Origin of the sequence: Tumebacillus lacus, assembly GCF_026410385.1 — a bacterium.
Taxonomy (GTDB): Bacteria; Bacillota; Bacilli; order Tumebacillales; family Tumebacillaceae; genus Tumebacillus; species Tumebacillus lacus.
In genome coordinates, this window is sequence record NZ_JAPMLT010000011.1 from 136,593 (window position 1) to 155,182 (window position 18,590).

The window sequence follows — 18,590 nt, forward strand, 5'->3', positions numbered from 1 at the left end:
TACCCATGTCCGAACAAACTGCCAACTTTCATCACATTTCTGTATTTGCCGAAGAAGCGGTCACCGCTTTGAAACCGCAGCCTGAGCGCGTGTATGTCGATTGCACGCTGGGCGGGGCGGGTCATTCCGGACGCATCTTGGAGGCCAGTTCGCCGACCGGCCGCCTGATCGCGATCGATCAAGATTTGACCGCCATTGCCAACGCAGGCGAGATCCTCTCACCGTATGAGGGACGCTTTATGATCGTGCATTCCAACTTTCGCCGATTGAAAGAGATCGTAGCCGAACTGGGTCTGGACGGCGTCGACGGCGTGCTGTTTGATCTCGGTGTCTCCTCGCCGCAACTGGACGTGGGAGAGCGCGGGTTCAGCTACCAGCACGACGCACCGCTCGACATGCGCATGGACAAAACGCAGAAGTTCACCGCGCATATGCTGGTGAACAACTGGAGCCAAGACGAGATCATGCGTATCCTCTATGAATACGCTGAAGAAAAATGGGCGAAACGAATCGCCGAATTTATCGTTCGCGAACGTAAAACAGCGCCGATCGAAACGACCGGTCAGCTGGTTGATATCATCAAGGCGGCTATCCCGGCCGCCGCGCGCAGAGAAGGACCTCACCCGGCCAAGCGGACGTTCCAAGGCATCCGCATCGCCGTCAACGACGAGTTGAACGTTTTCGCCGAAGCGATCAACCAAGCGATTGACGTGCTGAATCCTGGCGGCCGTGTGGCGGTGATCACTTTTCACTCTTTGGAAGACCGCATCGCCAAACAGGCGTTGCAGGAAGCGGCGCGGGGCTGCATCTGCCCGCCCGAACTGCCGATCTGCCAGTGTGACAACGAGCCGAAAGTCAAGCTCGTCACCCGCAAGCCGATCATGCCTTCCGAAGAGGAGTTAGCGCACAATCCGCGGGCACGTTCTGCCAAACTGCGTATTGCCGAAAAACTGTAGAACCCCATGCCTGGGAGAGGAAGGGAGTATCATCTTATGTCGATGTACCGCGACAATTTGGCGCGTCCCTTGCAAAAACCGCAGGAGACCGCTTCGTATAAGCAACAACCGGCCCCCGCGCGTTCCGCGCAGTCGAAAGCGCAAGCCCGGGAAAAGCTGCTCTGGCTGGCCACGATCCTCTTTTGCATCGTGATCGCCATCGGGTTGGTCAGCCGCTATGCGGGCATGATCTCCTTAAACTACGACGTGCAGAAGCAAGAAAAAGAACTTCAAGCGATGCAGGATGAACGGCTCAAGCTCGAACAGCAGATGCTGGAGCTCGAAGCGGCGGAGCGCATCAAAAGCTACGCCGCCAACAAGCTCGGCATGAAGCCGGTTCAGCCGGATCAGATCGTCGTGCTGCCGGGGGCGAAAAACTGATGAACGGGCAACCGAAGCCGCAAGATCACACGTTTCGTTTCCGCTCCCGTCTCCTGCGCCTCGGTCTGATGATTTTGCTGTTCCTGCTGGTCGGACGCCTGACGTACATACAGGTCGTACAGGCTGATTTTCTCGAGGAAAGTGCCCAATATTGGATCAAAGTCTCGAAGGAAGTCAACGGCACCCGGGGTACGATCTACGATTCCAACGGGAAAAAGCTCGTGTTTACCGGGGTCGCGTACGACATCAACATCGACCTCGCCCGCCTGCGTGCGGAGGATGCGAAGGAAAAAGGCGACACGTCTGTAGAATACGCCCGCTTCCTTGCGCCATTGATCGGTGCGACCGAACAAGAGATCCGCGAACGGATCGAAGACGCTCTCGCCGACCCGGAAAAGAAAGGTATTTATCTCGGTGAGAAAGGGCAAAAGGTCGAAGCGGAAGTCCACGACAAGATCAAAGCGATGCATGACGAAGACAGATACGAAGGCATCACGACGATCCGCACTGATGTGCGGCGCTACCCGAACGGCACATTTGCCTCGTCGATCCTCGGCTATTACGGCCACGACGACACGGCGAAAAAGGAGTCCGGGCGCGCCGGACTGGAGTACGTCTACAACGACGTTCTGGCCGGCAAGCCGGGCTTTGTCGAGTACTACACCGACCGAGACGGACATCCGCTGCCGAACTACAAGCCGGATCTGAAAGTGCCGGCGGTGGACGGACAGGACATCGTGCTGACGATTGACGAAAATATTCAGCATTTTGTGGAAGATGAATTAAATCACATCGTCGACAAATACGGTCCGAAGCATGCGTCGATCATCGTCGCCGATCCGAACAACGGCGAGATCCTCGCGATGGGCAGCCGCCCGAACTACGACCCGAACGAATTTGCGAAAGCGGATTCGGAGGCGCTGTGGAACAACTGGAACCTGCGCGCCTTTGAGCCGGGCTCCACGTTTAAAGTGTTCGTGATGGCAGCCGCGCTCGCCGAAAACAAGCTCGATCTCGAAGAGACGTTCCAGTCCGGCCGCATCAATGTCGGCGGGGACGTTGTCCGGGACTGGAACGAGGGCAAGGGCTTCGGGACGATCTCCTACCGCGAAGGCGTGTACAACTCCTCCAACGTCGGCTTCGTCAAGATCGGCCAAAAGCTCGGCAAGGACAAGCTCTACGAACACATCTACAATTTTGGCTTCAACAAACCGACCGGCATCGACCTGCCGGGCGAAGAGGCGGGCCTTTTGTTCGATCCGGCCAAGATGCGCGAGATCGACCTTGCTTCAACGTCGTTTGGCCAAGGCATCTCTGTCACACCGATCCAACAGGTGGCCGCGATGACGGCCGTCGCAAACGGAGGAAAGGTCTACCAGCCGCACCTCGTCAAGGAACTGCGCGATCACGACGGAGACACGGTCAAAGAGATCGAACCGAAAGTCCTCTACGAGATCGGCAACCCGGAAGTGATGAGCACGGTCCGTGACGTGATGGAAGAGACGGTGCTCGCCGACAAGGTCAAAACCAACGTCATCAAAGGCTATCATGTCGCGGGCAAGACCGGCACCGCGCAGGTGATGAAGCCGGGCGGCGGCTATGAAGATGACAAGTACCGCCTGTCCTTCATCGGCTTCGCACCGGCCGACAAACCGCGCATCCTCGTCTACGTCACCGTCGACCAACCGACCCGCAACGCACCGTTGCAGTTTGGCTCCTTGGTGGCAGCACCGTCTGCAAAAGTGGTGATGGAGCAGTCGCTCCGCTACCTGCAAGTGCCGATCGATCAGGAGGACGGAGCGGGGCAAGCAGAGGCGGGTGCGTCCGGGGAACCGGCGGCTCCTGTCACCTACGTCAAAGTCCCGGACTTCATCGGCGGGACGGCCGACAGCGTGCAAAAGGTCGCCGAAGCGCAAGGGCTCAAGATCGAGACGGTCGGCGACGGCCCGCGGGTCACCGGTCAATGGCCGGACACCACCTACGGACAAGTGCCGCAGGGTTCGGAGATCAAGCTGTACTTCGGCCCGGAAGGAAGCGGCGACGGCAAGGTGAAAGTCCCGGACCTGCGCGGCCTCTCGCTGCGTGAGGCGATGGAGACGCTGGCACTCCTGCATCTGCAGGTCGATTTGACCGGCAGCGGATATGTTGCAAAACAGGGCACGCCGCCCGGAACGCTCGTTCCGTACGGCACGTCTGTCACATTGGAACTGGCCCCGCAGTCTTGAACTGCGGGATTTTTTTGTGACAACAGTTGTCAAAACCGCTGTGTTCTTGTCCCCTCCTTTTTCGCATACCGTTTGTACTAATGACTCACGGAAGAAACAGAAGGAGGGGTACTTGTTGTGCGAGTGTCGAACGTAACTCTGCGCAAGCGGCTGTTGGTCGTGCTGGTCGCGCTGGCTGTGGTGTTTACAGCTCTGGTCGTGCGGCTCGGCTACATCCAGATGATCCAAGCGCCGTGGTTGACCGCGCAGGCGGAGGACCTGTGGCGGCGGAACATTCCTGTGGAAGCGAAGCGCGGGACGATCCTCGACCGCCACGGCGAAGTGTTGGCGTACAACGGCAGCGCGCCGACGGTCGTCGTGATCCCGGCGCAGGTCAAGGACAAGGCGGGCACGGCAGCCAAACTGGCGCCGCTGCTGGACATGAAACAGGAAAGTGTGCAAAAGACCATTTCCAAGCGCACTCTGTTGGTCTATCTCCAGCCGGGGGGACGCCGGATCGACGACGCCAAAGCCAAGCAGGTGCGCGATCTGAAACTGCCGGGCGTCTACGTCACCGAAGAGAGCAAGCGAATGTACCCGTATTCGGGACTGGCCGCCCATGCGCTCGGCTTTGCCGGCGTGGACAACCAAGGGTTGACCGGACTTGAGCGGTGGTATGATGAGCGATTGAAAGGCAAGCCGGGCCGCATCTCGTTCTTTGCCAACGCAAAAGGCGAAGAGATGCCGGCTGAAAATGATGAATTTGTCGCGCCGCAAAACGGGCAGACGCTCGTCACGACGATTGACCGCAACATCCAGACGTTTGTCGAGCGGGAGATCGAGAACGTCGTCGCTCAGTACAACCCGGACGGCGTGATGGCGATCGTCGCCGATCCGAAGACGGGCGAGATCCTCTCGCTCGCCAACTACCCGAGCTATGACCCCGGCCACTATCGCGATTTCCCGGCCGATACGTACAACAAAAACCTTGCGATCTGGAAAAACTTCGAGCCGGGCTCCACGTTCAAGATCGTGACGCTGGCCGCCGCGCTGGAAGAGAAAAAGATCAGCCTCAACGATCCGTTTTACGACCCCGGCTATTTTGAAGTCGGCGGGCGCAAGATCCGCTGCTGGAAACGGGGCGGTCACGGGCAGGAGACCATGCTGGAAGTGGTCGAAAACTCCTGCAACCCGGGCTTCATGCTGATGGGCCAAAAACTCGGCAAAGAAAAGCTGTTCGAGTACATCAACAAATTTGGCTTTGGCAAAAAGTCGGGCATCGACATCCCTGGCGAAGGTACGGGCATCTTGTTCCGCGACCTGAGCAAAGTGACGCCGACCGACCTCGCGACCACCTCGTTCGGGCAGGCCGTCTCCGTCACGCCGATCCAGCAGGTGATGGGCGTCTCTGCCGTGGCCAACGGCGGCAATCTGATGAAGCCGCATCTCGCCAAAGAATGGCGTGACCCGGAGACGGGCGAGACGATGGAGACGGTCCAGCCGGAAGTCGTACGCCGCGTCATCTCGGAAGAGACGGCGGCTCAAGTGCGCTCCACGCTGGAGTCTGTCGTCGCGCGCGGCACCGGTAAAAACGCTTTCCGTGAAGGCTTCCGCGTCGGCGGCAAGACCGGTACGGCGCAAGTTGCTGAAAATGGCGCTTATAAATCGAACCACTTTATCGTATCTTTTATCGGGATGGCCCCGGCCGACAATCCGCGCCTCGTCGCGTACATCGCCATCGACAACCCGAAAGCCCCTCTCGTCTTCGGGGGTGTGATCGCTGCGCCGGTCGTCGGCAACATCCTTGGCGACTCGTTGCATTACCTCAACGTGGAGCCGAGCAAAGAAGGGATCGCACGCGAGTATCAATACGGAGACATCAAGCCGATGGAAGTGCCGGAGATCAAAGGCATGACCGTGCAGGAAGCGCAAAAAGAAATGTACGGCTCCGGTCTTCAGTTGAAAGTGGAGACGGCAGGCCAAGGCAATTTTATCGTCGACCAGCAGCCGGCCGCCGGCACGAAAGTGCCGCCGGGAACGACGGTAAGGCTGTATCTGACCGACAAATCTGCTGATAAACCGAGTCCATAACGGGGGAAACGCCTTGTCTTCCCCCTCAACTTGGTGAATAATGAGAATGGTGATTTGACTTGCGAGGAGGAACTCAGGTGCGTTTGCATGATTTGGTAGCCCCTATTTTGATCAAACAGCTCATCGGGAGCGATGAGGTACACATAGACAGCGTCACCGCCGATTCGCGGAACGTGCGTCCGGGCAGCCTGTTTGTCGCCCTGCGCGGCTATACCGTGGATGGGCATGACTTTGTGCGCGGGGCGGTGGAAGCAGGCGCTTCCGCCGTGCTCGTCGAAGAAGCGTTTGAAGGGCTCGCAGCACCGCAGATCATCGTCCGGGACACTCGGGCGGTGATCGCGGTGCTTGCGTCCGTTTTCTATCGCCATCCTTCCAAGTCGATGAAAGTGATCGGCGTGACCGGAACAAACGGCAAAACGACCACGACACACTTGATCGAGGCGATTCTGAGCGACGCCGGACACAAGACCGGCTTGATCGGCACGATCAAGACGCGCATCGGCGACCGCGAGTTTGAAAATGCCAACACGACGCCGGAAGCGTTGGAGTTGCAGGCGACGTTCCGCGAGATGCTCGACATCGGCACCGAATATCCGGTGATGGAAGTGTCGTCGCACGCGGTGGAACTGAACCGGGTAGCCGGGGTCGATTTTCATACGGCCGTCTACACCAATCTTTCGCAGGATCACCTCGACTATCACAACACGATGGAGGAGTACCGCCTCGCCAAAGCGAAGTTCTTCTCTCGCCTTGGCAACACCTACGAGGATGCGGCGGATCGCAACAAAGCGGCGATCATCAACGCCGACGACGAGCACGCGGAGTACTTCCTGAAAGCGACCACCGCGCAAACGCTCACCTACGGGATCGACAAAGAAGCGGATCTTCGCGCCGTCAATGTAAAAATTGAAGCGGACGGCGTGTCCTACCGCGTCTTATCGTATGCGGGGGAAGAGACGTTCCGCCTGCAGATGACAGGCAAATTTTCCGTCTACAACGCGCTGGCGGCGACCGCTGCCGCTCTGGTGCAAGGCATCTCGCTGGCCGATATCAAAAAATCATTGGAGCGGGTGTCAGGTGTCAACGGCCGATTTGAATCGGTGCAGGCCGGTCAAGACTTTGCGGTGATCGTCGATTACTCGCACACGCCCGATTCACTGGAGAACGCTTTGAAGACGATCCGTGAGTTTGCCAAGGGCCGCGTGACCTGCATCGTCGGCTGCGGCGGGGACCGCGACCGCACCAAGCGGCCGCTGATGGCCCAAATCGCCGAGCAGTACGCCGATCTGACGGTGATCACCTCCGACAACCCGCGCACCGAAGACCCGGATGCGATCCTCGACGACATGGAGGCGGGCCTTGCGGACGTCGTCAAGTCGCGCTACGTACGGATCACCGACCGCCGGGAAGCGATCCGCTATGCGGTGGAGCGCGCCAAGGCGGACGATGTGATCCTGATCGCAGGCAAAGGGCATGAGACCTATCAGATCATCGGCCGCACCAAGCACCACTTCGATGACCGGGAAGTGGCGGCTCAGGCGATTCGGGGGGAACTGGCATGATCACACGCAGACTGAGTGACATCGCCCGGCTCGCCGAGGGTCGCCTGTTGCAAGGCGACCCGGAGCGGGTCGTGACCGGCGTCGCCACCGATACGCGCAAGGAGATGGCGGGGATGCTGTTCGTCCCGCTGGTCGGTGAAAACTTTGATGCGCACGATTTTCTCGACAAGGCGGTGTCGCAAGGGGCAACCGCAGCGCTGTGGCAGGCCGACCGGCCGCGTCCGCAGACAGACCTGCCGTTGATCGAGGTCAACGACACGTTGCTCGGCCTCCAACGCTTGGCAGCAGGCTACCGCAAAGAATTGGACGTTCGCGTCATCGGCGTGACGGGCAGCAACGGCAAGACGTCCACGAAAGATATATTGACCGCCGTGCTCTCCCGCCAGTTTAAGGTGCAAAAGACGCTCGGCAATCTCAACAACCATATCGGATTGCCGCTGATGATGCTCTTGCTGGAAGAGGATACGGAGATCGCCGTGCTGGAGATGGGGATGAACCATTTTGGCGAGATCGCGCTGTTGGCCCGGTTGGCTCAACCGGAGATCGGCGTGATCATCAACATCGGCGAATCGCACATCGAGCACCTCGGCAGCCGGGACGGCATCGCCGATGCAAAATGCGAGCTGATCGAAGCGTTGCCGGCAGACGGCACCGCCGTGTTGCTCGGCGATGAACCGCTGCTGCGCGCACGCAGCGGCAAGGCGGCTGCGTCGATCGTCTGGTACGGATTGGGCGATGGAAATGACGTGCAGGCGACCGCTGTGAAAAATCTGGGCGTCCAAGGGTCGGAGTTTTCCGTAGAGGGCGTCCGCTACACGCTCCCGGTGCCGGGCGAGCATAATGTCGGCAACGCGCTGGCTGCGATTGCCGTCGGGCGCGCCCTTGGCATGGAGGCCGAGCAGATCCGCGAAGGTCTCGCGCAGGCTGTCTTGACGGCGAGACGATTGGAAATCAAAAAAGCACGTCTTGGCGGCACGGTGATTGACGATGCTTATAATGCCAGCCCGACCTCGATGCGCGCCGCGCTCAACATGCTGGCGGGCATGCCGAACGCCCCGAAAATCGCCGTGCTCGGCGGGATGCTGGAACTGGGCGATTCGTCTGTTGAGATGCATCGGGAGATCGGTGCCTGCGTCGCACGGCTCGACCTCGACCATCTCGTCTGCGTGGGCGCACTGGCAGCCGACATCGCAGCGGGAGCCCGTGCGGCCGGTTTTCCGGCGGAGCGGATCTTCGCGACCGATGCGAAGCCGTCCGCGGTCGGCCACGTGGAAGAACTGCTGCGCCAATCGGCGGAGCAACAGGGCGACGCCGTTGTGCTGGTCAAAGCGTCCAACGGGATAAAACTGGGCGAAATCGTCCAATCTTTGGCATGATTTTTGTCTTTGGATCAAGGGGAGGACCATAGGTCATGGATATGCAGATCTTACTTTGGACGACGGGCATCGCATTTGTGATTGCTCTTTTGCTCGGCCCGTTGTTCATTCCGTTTTTGCGCCGCCTGAAGTTTGGGCAATCGATTCGGGCGGAAGGCCCGCAAGGTCACCAAAAGAAAGCGGGTACGCCGACGATGGGCGGTCTGATCATCCTGCTGGCGATGACGATCACCGCGATCAAATTTTCCGATCGCTCGTTTGAACTTTGGTTGCTCCTGTTCGTGACGCTCGGCTACGGACTGGTCGGCTTCCTCGACGACTACATCAAAGTCGTGCTCAAGCGCAACCTCGGCCTGAAAGCCAAGCAAAAGTTGCTCGGCCAGATCATCGTCGGCGTCGTGTTGTACATCGTGCTCTACCAGACCGGCCTGATCGACATGTCGCTGCACATTCCGTTTGTGTCGACGCCGCTCGACCTCGGTCTGTTCTACTTGCCGTTCCTGATCCTGCTCGTCATCGGCTTCTCCAACGCGGTCAACCTGACCGACGGTCTGGACGGCCTGGCAGCAGGAACGACGGCGATCTCGTTTGGCTCCTACGCGATCCTCGCGTGGTGGACGTCGAACATGGACGTGGCGATCTTCTGCGCCGCGATGGTCGGCGGTTTGCTCGGCTTTCTCGTATTCAACGCCCATCCGGCGAAAGTGTTTATGGGCGATACCGGCTCGCTGGCTCTGGGCGGCGCGCTGGCGACCGTCGCGGTGTTGACCAAGACGGAAATTTGGCTGGTGCTGATCGGCGGCGTTTTTGTCGCAGAGGCCCTGTCTGTCATGCTGCAGGTCTTTTCGTTCCAAACGTTTGGCAAGCGCTTGTTTAAAATGAGTCCGATCCACCACCATTTTGAACTGGTCGGCTGGTCGGAGTGGCGCGTCGTCGGCACGTTCTGGACTGTGGGTCTGTTCTTGGCGGTCGGCGCACTGGCGCTTTATCTTAACTGACAGGAGCGAACTACATCGTGGGCGTTGACTATACAGGAAAAAAAGTGCTGGTGCTCGGTGCGGCCCGCTCCGGTTTTGCAGCGGCTCGTCTGCTGCGCCGCTTGGGCGCCGAGGTGACGGTGAACGATAAAAAGCCGCTTGCGGAGTTTGGCGGCGATGTCGAAGCACTGCAAACGCTTGGTATCGAGTTGATCGGCGGCGGGCACCCGGAAGGCATCGTCCATCCGGGTCTTGACCTCGTCGTCAAAAATCCGGGAATTCCCTACTCTGCACCGCCGATCTCAGCTGCGTTGGCACTGGAGATCCCGGTCGTGACCGAGGTGGAGATCGCTTCTGCGCTCATTTCGGCTCCGATCATCGGCATCACCGGCTCAAACGGCAAGACGACCACGACGACGCTGGTCGGCAAGATGCTGGAAGCGGCCGACCTGCACCCGGTGGTCGCCGGCAACATCGGCCGCGCACTCAGCGAGGTGGCGACAGACGTGACCGCCGATCAGTGGCTGGTCGCGGAGTTGTCCTCGTTCCAGCTGATGGGGACGCGCGAGTTTCGGCCCAAGATCGCTGCTCTGCTGAACATCTACGCGGCCCATCTGGACTATCACGGCACGCTCGACGAATACCGTGACGCCAAATACCGCCTGTTCGCCAACCTGCAAGGGGATGACGTGGCGGTTTTGAACTGGGATCAGGAGATCGTGCGCGACGTCGCGGGCATCACGGCGGCTCGCATCTTCCCGTTCTCGGCGAAACAGGTATTAGAGGAAGGCGTTTTTGTCAAGGATGGTCATATCCACGCTATAAGAAACGGCCAATCTCTCTCTCTTCTGCCGGTCGCCGATGTCGCGTTGCGCGGCGAACACAACTTGGAAAACGTGCTGGCGGCGGCGGCCATCGCCCTGTCGGCAGGCGCCGCTCCCGAAAAGATCGCCGAGGTGGCGTGCACGTTCCGGGGTGTCGAGCATCGCACCGAGTATGTCCGCACCGTCGACGGTGTCGAATATTTTAACGATTCGAAAGCGACCAACGCCGAAGCGGCGATGCGCGCCATCAGCTCCTTCACAGGGTCTGTCGTGCTGATCGCAGGCGGCCTCGACCGGGGCACGACGTTCCCGGAACTGGTACCTGTGTTCCGTCAGCACGTCAAGCACCTCGTCGCGCTCGGGGAAGCGGCCGACAAACTGCGGCACGTCGCAGATCTTGCGGGCGTGTCGTCCGAAAAGGTCGACAGCTTGGATCAAGCGGTGCGTCAGGCTGCCCAGGCTGCCCGGAGCGGCGACGTCGTGCTGCTCTCGCCCGCCTGCGCGAGTTGGGACATGTTTGCATCGTTCGAAGAGAGAGGGAGCATGTTTAAAAAAGCTGTGCATACATTATAGCGATTGGACGAGACCGAGCTCCGGGGGTGAAACGCCTTGCAGGGCACTATCAAAAGGTATCCCGATACGCTAATCATCTTGACTACGCTGTTGCTTCTCGGGATCGGCGTCGTCATGGTGTATTCTGCCAGCGCCGTGCTTGCTTATCAAAAATTCGAAGGGGATTCGTTCTATTTTGCCAAGAGACAGCTCATGTGGGCCGTGCTCGGCGTGATCTCCATGTTCATCATGATGAACTACGAGTATCACAAATTGAAACGAGTCGCCAAACCGCTCCTGATCATCTGCTTTCTGTTTTTGATCGCCGTCGTCATTCCGGGCATCGGCTCGGTTCGCGGCGGGTCGCGGGCTTGGCTTGGCATCGGATCGTTCGGCATCCAGCCGTCGGAGTTTGCCAAGCTGGGATTGATCATCTTCTTCGCGTACTACTTGGAAAAGCATCAGGGTCGGATCTCAGAGTTCCGCCGCGGATTGTTGCCGCCGCTCGCCCTCGTCACTGCTGCCGTCGGCCTGATCATGCTGGAGCCTGACCTCGGTCAGAGCACCGTGCTGATGGGCACCGTGATCATCATCATCTTCGCGGCCGGCGCGCAGGTCAAACATCTGCTCGGATTGGCGAGCTTGGCCATCCCGGTGTTCATCGCCTTGGTCGCGGTGGCGCCGTACCGCTTGAAGCGGATCTTTGCGTTTTTAGACCCGTGGGCGTTCCCGCTCGATGCGGGCTACCACATCATCCAATCGCTGTATGCGATCGGACCTGGCGGACTGCTGGGACTTGGCCTTGGCCGAAGCCGTCAGAAGTTTCTCTATCTGCCGGAACCGCAGACCGACTTTGTCTTTTCGATTCTTGCCGAGGAGCTCGGCTTCATCGGCGGGGCAACGGTGCTCTTGCTCTTCCTGCTGCTCGTCTGGCGGGGGCTGCGCACCGCGATCACGGCACCGGACACGTTCGGTTCCTTGCTGGCCGTGGGAATCACCGGCATGATCGCCGTGCAGGTGATCATAAACATTGGTGTCGTCACCGGTTCGATGCCGGTCACGGGGATCACGCTGCCTTTCATCTCGTACGGCGGCTCTTCCTTGACCTTGATGCTGACCGGGGTGGGGATCTTGTTAAACATCTCCCGGCAGACGAGGTGACGCACACTTACAACCGAAGAGAGAGGATGGTACAGGGTGAGGATTATTCTGACGGGCGGAGGTACCGGCGGTCATATCTATCCGGCATTGGCCCTGGCGCGTTACATAAAAGAGACCGATCCGAACGCGGACATCCTGTACGTTGGCACCGAGCGGGGACTGGAGAGCGACATCGTCCCCCGCTCGGGTTTGCCGTTTCGTACGATTGAAGTGGCTGGCTTGCAACGCAAACTCAGTATGGATACTGTCAAAACGTTTGTGAAACTGAGCAAGGGACTGACGCAGGCGCGCAAGATCCTGAAAGAGTTTCGACCGGACGTGGTGGTCGGCACCGGCGGCTATGTCTGCGTGCCGATCATTTTCATGGCAAAGATGATGGGCATCAAAGCGGTGATCACCGAGATGGACGTCCTGCCCGGTCTTGCCAATCGCTTTCTGTCGCGATTTGCCGATGTGACCGCGCTCTCCTTTGCGGAGTCGCAGCAATATCTGCCCAAAGCGCGTTCCTTCGCTGTCACCGGCAACCCGCGGGCCAGCGATGTGATGAGCGTCCCGGCGGAGCGTGCCGCAGAGATCGCCAAAGACCTCGGGCTCGACCCGCACAAAAAGACGGTCCTGATCGTCTGCGGTTCGCGCGGCGCGGCTCCGATCAACAAAGCGGTGCTGGCGATGCTGGACGACGTGGCCAACCAAAAGGAGTTCCAACTCGTCTACGTCACCGGTCAGGTACACTATGACAAGATCAAAGCGGAGATCGACAACCGCGGACTGGCAGACAGCAAAGCGATCATCGTCGTTCCGTTCGTGTACGACATGCCCGCGCTGCTGCAACACACCGACATGATGGTCGGCCGCTCCGGCGCGACGACGATGGCGGAAGTGTTGGCGCTCGGCGTGCCGGCGCTGTACATTCCGTCTCCCTATGTCACCAACAACCACCAGGAGAAAAACGCTGTGTGGATGGTGGAAAAAGGAGCGGGGCTGATGCTCAAGGAGCAAGGTCTGACAGGCCGCGCGCTTTATGATACGATAAACGGGTTGGTGACCGACAGCGAGCGGCTCTCTGCCATGCAGAGCGCAGCGCGCGAACTGGGCCGACCGGATGCAGCCAAGACCTACTACCAGACGTTGCAGGCCTTGGTGCGCCGCAAATAGTCGATCAAGAGATCGAACAGCCTGAGCTGTGGCTCAGGTTTTTTCTTCGCTTCTGGGCAGATGTCACACATGGTCTGCGCCCCCCATAGTATGGGGATACGAGGCGCGGAAACCTCGAATGAATTTTTATTTGTCAAGCAGGTTTGGAGGTACGACATGAACAAAGAACAGGTCCAGTCCATTTTTGCCGGGGAAGACGTCGGCACGCTGTTGCTCGATGAGCCGCTCTCCAAGCACACCTCTTGGAGAATCGGCGGCCCGGCCGATGTGTTCTTGCTTCCGACGACGGTCGAACAACTCAGCCGGATCATGCAACTGACGCATCGGCACGGCATTCCCTGGTATGTGATCGGGAAGGGGTCGAACCTGTTGGTGCGCGACGGCGGCATTCGCGGCGTCGTGATCAAACTGGCTGACAATTTTGCCGACCTTGCGATCGAAGGCACACGCTTGACGGCGCAAGGCGGACGTTCTTTCGTTTCCGCAGCCAACCACGCGATTCGTCAGGGATTGTCGGGCTTGGAGTTTGCGACCGGCATCCCCGGCACGGTCGGCGGTGCGGTGATGATGAACGCGGGGGCTCATGGCGGTGAGGTGAAAGACGTCCTTGAAAGCTGCAAAGTACTGACCCCCGAAGGCGACCTGCTGATCCTTCAGCAGGCCGACCTGAACTTCTCGTACCGATACAGCATCTTGAAAGACCGTCCGGGTTTGGTGGTCGAAGCGACATTCTCGTTGCAAGCGGGCGACAGCGAAGAGATGAGCGAGCGCGTGAAGGGATGGGCGAAGCGGCGACAAGCGACGCAACCGCTGTCGATGCCCAGCTGCGGCAGCGTCTTCCGCAATCCGGAAGGCACGCACTCCGGCCGCTTGATCGAAGAGTCGGGTCTCAAAGGGACTCGCATCGGCGGCGCGCAAATCTCCGAGCTGCACGGCAATTTTATCGTCAACCTCGGGCATGCAAAAGCAACAGACGTCTTGCAATTGATCGAGCTGGCACAGCGCACAATTCTTGAAAAATATGGGCACAACTTGCACCCTGAGGTCCGGATCGCAGGAGAGGAATGAGATCAGGGGGGTGACACGCGGTGGAATGCTTGGCGATCGAAGGCGGGCACAGGCTGACGGGCTCTGTGCGCGTACACGGTGCGAAAAACGCCGCTCTGCCGATTCTCGCTGCGAGCGTACTCGCACACGGGGAGAGCATTTTGGAAGACGTTCCCGATTTACAGGACATCCGCGTGATGCTGACCATACTCAGCCAACTGGGTGCGAACGTGGAGCGGGAAGGCTCCGCTGTCCGCGTGGACGCCACTCAGTTGCGGAGCACGGTGGTGCCGGAGCACCTGATGCGTCAGATGCGCTCATCCATCTTCTTGATGGGACCGATACTGGCCCGCTACGGCCAAGTCCGCGTCTCTGCACCGGGCGGTTGTTCGATCGGCTCGCGGCCGATCGACCTGCACTTGAAAGGGTTGCAGGCGCTCGGGGCGGTGATCGAGGAGAAGCACGGGTTCATCGATTGCACAGCGAAGGGGCTGCGCGGCGCGAACATCTATCTCGACCTGCCGAGCGTCGGCGCGACAGAAAATTTGATCATGGCGGCGGTGTTCGCCGAGGGAACGACGGTGATCGGTAACGCGGCGCGTGAGCCGGAGATCGTTGACCTCGCGAATTACTTGAACGCGATGGGCGCGAAGATTCGCGGAGCCGGAGAAGCGACCGTCGTGATCGAGGGCGTGGAGCGTTTGGAAGCCAAACGCTACCGGATCATCCCGGACCGCATCGTCACCGGCACGCTGATGTTGGCAGCGGCCGTCACGCAAGGCGACGTCACGCTGAACAACACCAACGCAACGCATCTGGGCGCCGTGATCAACAAGCTGCGCGAGACCGGTGTCCGGATCGACATCGAAGGCGACGCGATGCATGTGAAAAGCGACGGGCAGATCCGCCCGCTCGACCACATCCGCACCGACTACTATCCGGGGTTTCCGACCGACTTGCAGTCGCCGTTCATGGCCCTGCTGACACGGGCGTCCGGGTCCTCGATGATCACCGAGTCGGTGTTTGAAGGCCGCTACAAACACGTCAGCGAACTGCGCCGGATGGGAGCAAAGGTGAAAGTGGATCTTCGCACCGCCTTTATCGAAGGCGTGCCGGAGCTGACCGGGGCTGTCGTGGAAGCGACCGACCTGCGCGCAGGCGCGGCGCTGATCTTAGCCGGCCTCGCCGCCAAAGGCACAACCTGCGTGGAACATCTGCATCATATCGACCGCGGCTACGAGCGCGTCGAAGAGTTGTTCGGGTCGCTCGGGGCGAAGATGCAACGGGTGAAAAAAGAGAGCCGAACTTGATTCTGTACTACTATAATAGGCGACATATCGACACGATATGTCGCCTTTGCTTTTTTGTTGAAATCACTTCCGTACGTGTTATAATGAGCATGAGTCTTTCAAAGTGGATGCTAGATGCGGCATATATTCATATGCCGTTTGCTTATTTTATGACAATTTTACAAATGAAGATGACGAAGGAGCGGTGCCCCTATGTCCCTACATCCTCCGACAATCGCAGAAACGATCGCAGCCGGTCCGCAACCGTCCCAGAAAAAGCGCCGCCCCAACTGGAAAGCGCTGCTTTTTGTTGTCGTCTTCTTTGGCGGCGTGCTGGTGGCCGGCTATCTGCAGTCACCGCTGTCGACCGTCTCTTCGATTGAAGTGAAGGGACTGCGCGAGGTCCGCTACGAAGAAGTGTTGCGCGCAGCAGATATCCGACAGGGCATGAGTTTCTGGCGGATCAAAAAATCGGACGCCGCTGCGAATATTATGGCGGCCAATCCTTTGATCGAATCGGCCGACCTGACGATCTCTTGGAAAGGCGAGGTCGTGATCGCGGTCGTGGAAAAGACGGCAGCCGGGCTGCTCTTGGCTGACGACGGGTTTCACCCGGTGTTGCAGGACGGCACCGTGCTGGCAAAAGTCGAGCAACTTGAAGGGACAAACGTTCCGATCATCTCGCTCGATACAGCGCCGACGGTGGAGGCAGGTCAGCGGCTCGACCATCCCGACCTGCTCGAACTGACCAAACAGATGCCGGAAGTCGATCGGGCGGTGCTCGATCAGATCTCGGAGATCCGCGTTACCGTCACCGGTCAATGGAGGCTGTTCATGCGCGACAAATTTGAAGTCCGCATCCCGCCTCGTCAGTTTGCCGACAAGATGAAGACGTACAGTACGTTCAGAACCGCACTGGGAAGCGACAAACCCCCTGGTATCCTCGACCTGGAATCGGACTACTATAAACCGTTCACACCCGGACAGAAGAAAGGTGGGGAATAACGGATGCCCAAAAAAATCAACGCGCGTGTCAAATTGACCATCTCGCTGACCATGATCTCGGTCATCCTCGGTTTGATGCTTTCCATGCAATATAAAAACACCAGGGCCGCAGCCAACACACAGTCTCAAGTCACCACCACCGACCCGAAGGCGCAGTACACGGCCGACCAGTTGAGCCGGATCAAAGAGCAAAATAAAGCGCTTGAGGGAGACATCGAAAAGCTCCGCAAAGAGCTCTACGAATTTGAAAAGCAGGCGACGCAGGCGGGCAACAACGTGCCGCCGGAAGTGCGCGACGATCTGACCAAATACAAGATCATGGCAGGCGTGCTGCCGGTCAAAGGGCCGGGCATCTCCTTCACTGTCACCGACAGCATCAAAGACGGCCAGACCACCAACCTTTTGATCACCCATGACAGTGACTTGCGGATGATGGTGAACGAGATGTTCATCGGCGGTGCAGAGGCGATTGCGATCAACGACCAGCGCATCACCACCACCAGCGGGATCATCTGCATCGGTCCAATCGTCATGATCAACGGCGTAAAAGTCTCGCCGCCGTTTGAATTTAAGGCGGTGGGGCAAGCGCAGACGATGATGGCCACGTTCGAACTGCGCGGTGGGGTGTTCGACCTCCTCGGCGATCCTGGCGGCCGCGCGCTGTCGTTCTCCAAGCCAAAAATGCACCCTTCGCTGACATTGCCGGCCTACGCGGGTGATTTCAACGGACTATCTGAATAGAGAGGAGCAGACCGATGAAACCGAACAACAAAATCGCGCTGTTCCTCGTTTCCTTGCTGCTCGGCTCCATGGTCACCGTCCAGTTCTCCACCGTTCATTCCCGTCCGAAACAGCAAGATGCGGCGGCGGTGACGACGGGTGACTATGTGCAGTTAACCGCCGAGATGGCCAAGGAGCGCGAACGACAAAACTTCTTCTACTCGGAGATCGCAAACCTTGAAGCGCAGATCGCCGGCTACAAAGGCAAGCAGGGCGATCGCAAAGAGCTGGTCAAACAGATGGCCGAAGAGCTGGAAAAGGTCAAGCGTGAGGCGGGGCAGACGCAAGTGAATGGCGACGGCATCATCATCACCATCGAAGACGATCTGGACGCGGTCGCCACCTACGGCACTGAAAACCAAGTCTTCCTTGACGCAGCGCTGTATCAGACGGTCAACTATCTCAACGGACATGACGCGCAGGCGATCTCGATCAACGGACACCGGATCGTCTCGTTCTCCACGATCCGTTCCATCTCCAAATACAATCACCAAATCAACACCCAGACGATTTCGTCCGACAAGATCGTGATCAAGGCGGTCGGCAACATCGAGCAGATGAAAGTCGGCCTCTACGCTAACCGTCTTAAAGACGCATTCTTCCAGATGGGCAAGGGGTTTGAAATCACCGATGTCAAAGACGGCAGCTTGGAGATCCCGCCTTTTGAGCGAGCGGTCGAATTCAAGTATGCACAGCCGGAGGGGGATAAAAAGTTATGATCTGGATTCCCGTGATCGGATTGGCTCTCGGTGTCTTCTTGGGCCTTTCACTCGATCTGTCGCTTTCTCTCCAATACAGTTCCTATCTCTCGATCGCCATCTTGGCGGCGCTTGACACGGTGTTTGGGGGGATTCGCGCCAGCCTCGAGCGCAGTTTCGACTCCTCGGTGTTCATCAGCGGTTTCTTCTTCAATACGTTGCTGGCGGCGCTGCTGGCCTTTATCGGGGTGCAACTCGGCGTCGACCTCTACCTGGCCGCCGTGTTTGCTTTCGGGGTGCGCCTCTTCAATAACATCGCCGCGATCCGCCGGCTCATGGTCAATCGTTCCCGTACGCAGACTGGAAAATAATCCTGCTCCTGATTAGGGGCAGGAACTTTTTTTACAGAAATCTGTTACGAAAAAAAGGGAATCGACAAGGCATATCGAATTTAAAAACCGATAAGCAATAGTCTCAGGTTAGTTCTTAGGAG

At 58.7% G+C, this 18,590-nt stretch carries 16 protein-coding genes; all 16 read left to right on the plus strand.

The window, feature by feature from the left end; genetic code table 11:
- Nucleotides 1-5: 5 nt before the first annotated feature.
- Nucleotides 6-956 carry a 16S rRNA (cytosine(1402)-N(4))-methyltransferase RsmH gene (rsmH, locus tag OS242_RS16740; protein ID WP_267152842.1) on the plus strand — a complete coding sequence of 317 codons (951 nt, stop codon included), beginning with the start codon at nt 6-8 and terminating at the stop codon, nt 954-956.
- A 36-nt stretch (nt 957-992) separates the two neighbouring features.
- A complete protein-coding gene (gene ftsL, locus OS242_RS16745; RefSeq protein ID WP_267152843.1) occupies nt 993-1,376 on the plus strand; it encodes a cell division protein FtsL in 384 nt (127 codons plus the stop codon).
- Nucleotides 1,376-3,601 carry a PASTA domain-containing penicillin-binding protein gene (locus tag OS242_RS16750; RefSeq protein ID WP_267152844.1) on the plus strand — a complete coding sequence of 742 codons (2,226 nt, stop codon included), beginning with the start codon at nt 1,376-1,378 and terminating at the stop codon, nt 3,599-3,601. Before ftsL ends, OS242_RS16750 begins: the two co-directional genes overlap by 1 nt.
- 117 nt (nt 3,602-3,718) lie before the next feature.
- Nucleotides 3,719-5,671, plus strand: coding sequence for a stage V sporulation protein D (locus tag OS242_RS16755; RefSeq protein ID WP_267152845.1), 1,953 nt, complete (start codon nt 3,719-3,721; stop codon nt 5,669-5,671).
- Between the two features lie 77 nt (nt 5,672-5,748).
- Nucleotides 5,749-7,233, plus strand: a complete 1,485-nt coding sequence (locus OS242_RS16760) for a UDP-N-acetylmuramoyl-L-alanyl-D-glutamate--2,6-diaminopimelate ligase (RefSeq protein WP_267152846.1) — start codon at nt 5,749-5,751, stop codon at nt 7,231-7,233.
- Nucleotides 7,230-8,609 (plus strand): UDP-N-acetylmuramoyl-tripeptide--D-alanyl-D-alanine ligase, encoded by a 1,380-nt coding sequence (locus tag OS242_RS16765; RefSeq protein ID WP_267152847.1) that lies wholly within the window; start codon nt 7,230-7,232, stop codon nt 8,607-8,609. Before OS242_RS16760 ends, OS242_RS16765 begins: the two co-directional genes overlap by 4 nt.
- Before the next feature lie 35 nt (nt 8,610-8,644).
- The gene (mraY, locus tag OS242_RS16770) at nt 8,645-9,607 is read left to right on the plus strand and encodes a phospho-N-acetylmuramoyl-pentapeptide-transferase (RefSeq protein WP_267152848.1); all 963 of its coding nucleotides are present in this window, start codon (nt 8,645-8,647) and stop codon (nt 9,605-9,607) included.
- Nucleotides 9,608-9,624: 17 nt separating this feature from the next.
- The gene (murD, locus tag OS242_RS16775; protein WP_267152849.1) at nt 9,625-10,983 is read left to right on the plus strand and encodes a UDP-N-acetylmuramoyl-L-alanine--D-glutamate ligase; all 1,359 of its coding nucleotides are present in this window, start codon (nt 9,625-9,627) and stop codon (nt 10,981-10,983) included.
- A gap of 36 nt (nt 10,984-11,019) precedes the next feature.
- Complete coding sequence (gene spoVE, locus OS242_RS16780) at nt 11,020-12,123, plus strand: stage V sporulation protein E (RefSeq protein ID WP_267152850.1); 1,104 nt, start codon at nt 11,020-11,022, stop codon at nt 12,121-12,123.
- Nucleotides 12,124-12,159: 36 nt separating this feature from the next.
- Nucleotides 12,160-13,278: an undecaprenyldiphospho-muramoylpentapeptide beta-N-acetylglucosaminyltransferase gene (gene murG / locus OS242_RS16785; RefSeq protein ID WP_267152851.1), complete on the plus strand. Its 1,119-nt coding sequence runs from the start codon at nt 12,160-12,162 to the stop codon at nt 13,276-13,278.
- Between the two features lie 156 nt (nt 13,279-13,434).
- Nucleotides 13,435-14,346 carry a UDP-N-acetylmuramate dehydrogenase gene (murB, locus tag OS242_RS16790; RefSeq protein ID WP_267152852.1) on the plus strand — a complete coding sequence of 304 codons (912 nt, stop codon included), beginning with the start codon at nt 13,435-13,437 and terminating at the stop codon, nt 14,344-14,346.
- 20 nt (nt 14,347-14,366) lie between these two features.
- A complete protein-coding gene (gene murA, locus OS242_RS16795; RefSeq protein ID WP_267152853.1) occupies nt 14,367-15,635 on the plus strand; it encodes a UDP-N-acetylglucosamine 1-carboxyvinyltransferase in 1,269 nt (422 codons plus the stop codon).
- A 192-nt stretch (nt 15,636-15,827) separates the two neighbouring features.
- Nucleotides 15,828-16,619, plus strand: coding sequence for a cell division protein FtsQ/DivIB (locus tag OS242_RS16800; RefSeq protein ID WP_267152854.1), 792 nt, complete (start codon nt 15,828-15,830; stop codon nt 16,617-16,619).
- 3 nt (nt 16,620-16,622) lie between these two features.
- Complete coding sequence (locus OS242_RS16805) at nt 16,623-17,360, plus strand: DUF881 domain-containing protein (RefSeq protein WP_267152855.1); 738 nt, start codon at nt 16,623-16,625, stop codon at nt 17,358-17,360.
- 14 nt (nt 17,361-17,374) lie between these two features.
- Nucleotides 17,375-18,118 (plus strand): DUF881 domain-containing protein, encoded by a 744-nt coding sequence (locus OS242_RS16810; RefSeq protein ID WP_267152856.1) that lies wholly within the window; start codon nt 17,375-17,377, stop codon nt 18,116-18,118.
- Nucleotides 18,115-18,468, plus strand: a complete 354-nt coding sequence (locus OS242_RS16815; protein WP_267152857.1) for a small basic family protein — start codon at nt 18,115-18,117, stop codon at nt 18,466-18,468. Before OS242_RS16810 ends, OS242_RS16815 begins: the two co-directional genes overlap by 4 nt.
- Nucleotides 18,469-18,590 lie beyond the last annotated feature (122 nt).

Bases quoted from the DNA above. Each gene is read 5' to 3' on its own strand.
- rsmH (WP_267152842.1), top strand. From the start codon at position 6: ATGTCCGAACAAACTGCCAACTTTCATCACATTTCTGTATTTGCCGAA.
- ftsL (WP_267152843.1), top strand. From the start codon at position 993: ATGTCGATGTACCGCGACAATTTGGCGCGTCCCTTGCAAAAACCGCAG.
- OS242_RS16750 (WP_267152844.1), top strand. From the start codon at position 1,376: ATGAACGGGCAACCGAAGCCGCAAGATCACACGTTTCGTTTCCGCTCC.
- OS242_RS16765 (WP_267152847.1), top strand. From the start codon at position 7,230: ATGATCACACGCAGACTGAGTGACATCGCCCGGCTCGCCGAGGGTCGC.
- mraY (WP_267152848.1), top strand. From the start codon at position 8,645: ATGGATATGCAGATCTTACTTTGGACGACGGGCATCGCATTTGTGATT.
- murB (WP_267152852.1), top strand. From the start codon at position 13,435: ATGAACAAAGAACAGGTCCAGTCCATTTTTGCCGGGGAAGACGTCGGC.
- OS242_RS16800 (WP_267152854.1), top strand. From the start codon at position 15,828: ATGTCCCTACATCCTCCGACAATCGCAGAAACGATCGCAGCCGGTCCG.
- OS242_RS16805 (WP_267152855.1), top strand. From the start codon at position 16,623: ATGCCCAAAAAAATCAACGCGCGTGTCAAATTGACCATCTCGCTGACC.
- OS242_RS16810 (WP_267152856.1), top strand. From the start codon at position 17,375: ATGAAACCGAACAACAAAATCGCGCTGTTCCTCGTTTCCTTGCTGCTC.
- OS242_RS16815 (WP_267152857.1), top strand. From the start codon at position 18,115: ATGATCTGGATTCCCGTGATCGGATTGGCTCTCGGTGTCTTCTTGGGC.